The following is a 3,506-nucleotide window of genomic DNA, read 5'->3' as shown; positions in this document are numbered from 1 at the left end:
TGTCGCGTTGCCCTTAAATCTGAGACACGACGCGTTCGGGGATATTTTTTGCCCTTAATTATGAGATTCCACTGCCATCGCGCCTATGCTTTTCGCGCGCTGCCGGGCGATGTAAACAACCGCGGCAAGCAGACGTGGCTCCTTATCGAAGGCGCGCAATAGAGCAACCCTTGCATAGTCGTCGATGCCGGAGCTTGAGATGGCCGCTTTGACCAGTGGACGGGATTGGGCTGCATCAATTGCAGCAAGGCCAAACAGCCTTACTTCCAGCCTGTGGCCCTGAAGAGCGTATAACGGATCTCCGCGGAAGGCCTTTAATGATATGGCAAAGGTGACCGCGCGCATTGCGCGCCGAAATTGCTTGGAGCTGCGTAATCGCGCGGCGTATTCAAGCCGCGCGGCGCCGTTGCGCGCACGATTTATCAGCTTTTCGGGCATCTGTTCGCCACTGGCCTTGCCGAGCGTCGGCACAAGTCTCGTCCCACAAACCTGGCAGTCGAATGCCCAGGCTCGCCTCCAATGCTTGAGCGAAAGGCCCTCTCTGGAACATTGCAGGCAATGCTGGAATGGTATCTGGGCCGTCAGCGAGGCTTCTCGTGTCGTCATTGCTGGGAAGGTCAAAGATCGCACAACATCTGGGTCAATCCGTGCGGCGTTGGCAATCTTCGCCGCCGCAGCCGCGTCGACGTTGAAGTTCAAGGCGGTGCCATGCGCGGTATCGATTCTGAGATGAGCCAGTAGTTCCGCATCATCACAGTAGTTGGCCGCCGCCAGCCTAGACAACCAACCTGACAACAACTCGTCGGGCAGCGGCGCGACAGTCTTGGGCAGCGGGTGCGGCTTCACACCCCGGACTTCTCGAGCCGCCGATGGGGGTTCGCATGGCGCGACCAAACCGGCGTCCATTTTGCGATTGCGTCATCGGTGATGCATTCATCACCTGTGACAATGGCGTCGATGGAAAGATCCTTGATCAGGGCGAAGATGCGCGAGGTCACCCCGCCGGTCAGCGCAAGTATCTGCTTTAGTGACTTGACCTTCAGATTGGATTTCTTCTCGAGGGGCATTGCCGCGATGAGTGTCTGGATCATGTCCGAGAACTCGGCGTCGTCGCGCCAGTTTGGAAGGTGATGTTCGTCCAGCCGCCTGGCAAGCTGGATATCACCACGGATGGCATCGACGGCCTCGCTGACCCCCAGGCAGACCAGCGACACTTCGAGTTCATTGCTGAGATACCGCAGAACATTGAGAAAGCGGCGCTGTTCGCGGTGGGTCCCGGCCAAGAGGTTGTGGACTTCGTCGATCATGATCATCCGCAGGCCAAGGTCGCGCAAGAGCGCGACGACACGGACTTCGAGGGAGGCCACATTTTGAGCGCGCGCGCTCAGTGCCGTGGCCGGTGCCCCGACGGTCGCCAGGATGTGCAGATAGAACCGTCGTTCGTCGGGAGCTGGTGGTGCTTGTAACAGTAACAGCGGCGTTCGCGTAATTCCCGATGCTGGGTCATATTCCGGTGCATATCTGCGCGAAAGATTGCGGGCGATCATCGTCTTTCCGATCCCGGACGCGCCATGCACAAGAAGGCCAGGCATACGGGTTTGCCTTGGCGCTTCGATCATACACTGCAAACGGTCCAGAACTTGTTCGGCCCGCGGAAAGCCAATCCAGATATCCGATTGAATGAGGGTGATCCGACCGTCTTCCTCTGTTTTTCCTGCCCTCAATTCACCATCTCTCCACCTTGAACAATGGGCGCGATGTATCACCCGTATCGATCGCGCGCAGCCCTTCGGTTGTTGAGACGGCCGAGTTGGCGCCCTCCAATGTCCCTTTTCTTTCACGGGATCGGCGTTCGGCCCTCGTCAGGCTCCGGCTTTCAGACTCGATTTGGCGTTGCTGTCGGATCAGCTCAGCCAGGACCAGCTCATTGGACCCGGACTTGCCAAGGGCACGGGCATTCCTCATGGCTTCGCGATATTCCCAGAGCGACACAGGCGGAATTTCCAGGTTTCGGTACCGAGCTTCGACGTATCGGTCATTATCCAGTTCGACCCAGATCACCGAGAGGTCGCGAGGGTCGTAGCGGACGACCACCTTTCCATCCCCGCGCCCGATGTGGCCTGCAAGCGCATCGGACCAGTACCGTATCTGGAACAGATGGATGCCGTCACGCCTGACCTTGCGCAGTTCACTTGGCAGAAAGCTCACCCGAAAGGCTTCAATCTCGAAGGGGATATCGCCCATCATTTGCTCTGAGAGCGCCTCCCATTTGGCAACGGGCGTGCAGCCAAGACTTGAATGAATGCTGTTGTTGTAGCGGCAGATTTCCAGAGCAAACCAGCGATCGAAGTCGCTTAAGGTCATCGTGGCCATGCCCTCGGCGTCATAGTCGCCCTTGGCCACGACCGAGGATTGCGTTGTTCCAGGCAACAGGTGCACGGCCCCCATCATCGTGCCGATCAATCGTTCGATGTGCCCTCCGAAATGAGGACTGCCTGGCGGCCGATAGACCAGATCGATCCCCCATTCTGCACATGCCGACCGAAAGGCATGCGACCGGAAATCGCGCCCGTTATCGACGTGGATGCTATGCGGTTTACCCTGCGCGGGCCAAGGAACATTGCGCACCAATTCCGCCAGAAGTTCCGCCTTGGGGGCCACAGCCTGTGTCAGGCAAAGCGCCACCGACAGACGCGAAGGTGCCTCGAGAGAGGTGTAATATCCGGTCACCATCCGCGTTGCGACGTCGATCGCCAGCGTGACCCAAGGCCGCCCAATTGGTTTGCGTTCAAAACTGTCGACGAGAATGATGTCCGCAGGCGTATGGTCGATTTGCACGACCTCCAGTGGCCGGTTTGCCTTGTTGTCGCCTACGACCGGCGCAAATTTCTGGCGGGCCGCCTTTGCGCCTTCGCGTGCCTTGGCAATTTCACGGGCATCCATTGCATCCAGCCTGCGCTGAACCGTCCGACGTGTCGGCGGTTGCAAGCCCTGCTGCCAGCACGCGCTTCGGATTTCTGTCACGATGCGCGACAGGCTTGGGCGTTCCCGCCGTAAGAAATAACGGCGAAGATGTTCTTCGATCACCGCTTCCACCTTGCCGGATATCAAGGTTGTACCAGTCGGGCGGCCCCGTTTCCGAGAAGCCAGCGCGCTGGTGCGCCCACCCTCTTCGGCCAGACGCTTTATCCAGCGCCAGACAGTCGCCCTGCTGACACCAAGCTCCCAAACGGCGTCATTGATGCCACTTTCCAGACTGCCAGTTCCTTTGAGATATGCCTGAACAAGCGGACGCAGAACGGCCGCCCTGCGCGCCTCCTCAGCACCAGCGGCAACGAAGTCTTCGCGATCATCATCCATCAATATTTGCCACACGAAGCTGCGAACCCTGTCTCAGGTTTAAGGGCAAAAATATCGGATTTAAAGGCAAAATATCATATTTAAGGGCAAAGCAAGGCCGTTGATTTCGTTGGATTTCTCATCTCACAATTAAGGGCTACGCGACA

The 3,506-nt window shown here is 58.1% G+C and carries 3 protein-coding genes; all 3 read right to left on the bottom strand.

All coding sequences use genetic code 11. The features are described 5' to 3' along the window. Nucleotides 1–54: 54 nt before the first annotated feature. The 3 genes from CLV87_RS23705 to CLV87_RS23695 are packed head-to-tail and all read right to left on the bottom strand — an operon-like array spanning nucleotide 55 to nucleotide 3,360. Nucleotides 55–846, bottom strand: coding sequence for a TniQ family protein (locus CLV87_RS23705; protein WP_008335465.1), 792 nt, complete (start codon nucleotides 844–846; stop codon nucleotides 55–57). After that, nucleotides 843–1,766 carry a TniB family NTP-binding protein gene (locus CLV87_RS23700; protein WP_235872058.1) on the bottom strand — a complete coding sequence of 308 codons (924 nt, stop codon included), beginning with the start codon at nucleotides 1,764–1,766 and terminating at the stop codon, nucleotides 843–845. The genes CLV87_RS23705 and CLV87_RS23700 overlap by 4 nt, the downstream gene beginning before the upstream one ends. Continuing rightward, nucleotides 1,726–3,360 carry a Mu transposase C-terminal domain-containing protein gene (locus CLV87_RS23695; RefSeq protein WP_024099411.1) on the bottom strand — a complete coding sequence of 545 codons (1,635 nt, stop codon included), beginning with the start codon at nucleotides 3,358–3,360 and terminating at the stop codon, nucleotides 1,726–1,728. Before CLV87_RS23695 ends, CLV87_RS23700 begins: the two co-directional genes overlap by 41 nt. Between the last annotated feature and the right edge of the window lie 146 nt (nucleotides 3,361–3,506).

Source organism: Pelagimonas phthalicica (assembly GCF_004364805.1).
GTDB classification, from domain to species: domain Bacteria; phylum Pseudomonadota; class Alphaproteobacteria; order Rhodobacterales; family Rhodobacteraceae; genus Pelagimonas; species Pelagimonas phthalicica.
Note: the sequence above shows the minus strand (reverse complement) of the source record. Positions and strands in the feature narration are given on the sequence as shown.